Annotated in this window: 1 protein-coding gene; it reads right to left on the reverse strand. The window is 61.9% G+C overall.

Features of this window, described 5'->3' with window-relative positions:
- Window positions 1-95: 95 nt before the first annotated feature.
- Window positions 96-620 (reverse strand): IS21-like element helper ATPase IstB (istB, locus tag INT21_RS19030; RefSeq protein ID WP_193085588.1); only part of this gene is annotated, 525 nt, incomplete at its 5' end.

Consider the following 620-nt stretch of genomic DNA (forward strand, 5'->3'; position numbering starts at 1 on the left):
GCTGCGTATTCCGGCGAACGTGACCGGTCATTCCGGTGATCGTGACCGATTTGCACACGGCCTTCACGCTGGAGAGAGTTTTGTACGCTGAGCGGTCACGATGGGTCAACCGATTCCGTTTTTTGTGCGTTGGTTTTTCTCAGTGATTCCCCTTTCAGATTGAGTCGGTGAGCGCCGTGCAGGAGCCGATCCATGATGGCGTCTGCCAGCGTGGCGGAGCCGATGTAGTCATGCCAGTGCTCCGTGGGTAACTGGCTGGCGATGAGGGTGGAGCCCCGCCCGTGTCGGTCTTCGATTACTTCCATCAGGTCCTGCCGCTGCTGCGCCGTGATCTTCTGCATGCCCCAGTCATCCAGGATCAGCAGGTTGGTCTTCAGCAACTGGTTCATCAGCCGACCGTAGCTACCATCACCGTGCGCGATGCGCACCTGCTCGAACAGGCGCGGCACTCGCAGGTAGCGCACCGAGAGGCCTTGCCGGCAGGCCTGATTGCCCAGGGCACAGGCCAGCCAGGTCTTGCCGCAACCGGTAGGCCCGGTGATGCACAGGTTCAGGGACTGGCGGATCCAATCGCTGCTCGCCAGGGCCGCCATACGCGAGCGTTCCAGTCCCCGGGGATG

This window comes from Halomonas sp. 3F2F, assembly GCF_014897805.1.
Classification (GTDB): Bacteria; Pseudomonadota; Gammaproteobacteria; order Pseudomonadales; family Halomonadaceae; genus Vreelandella.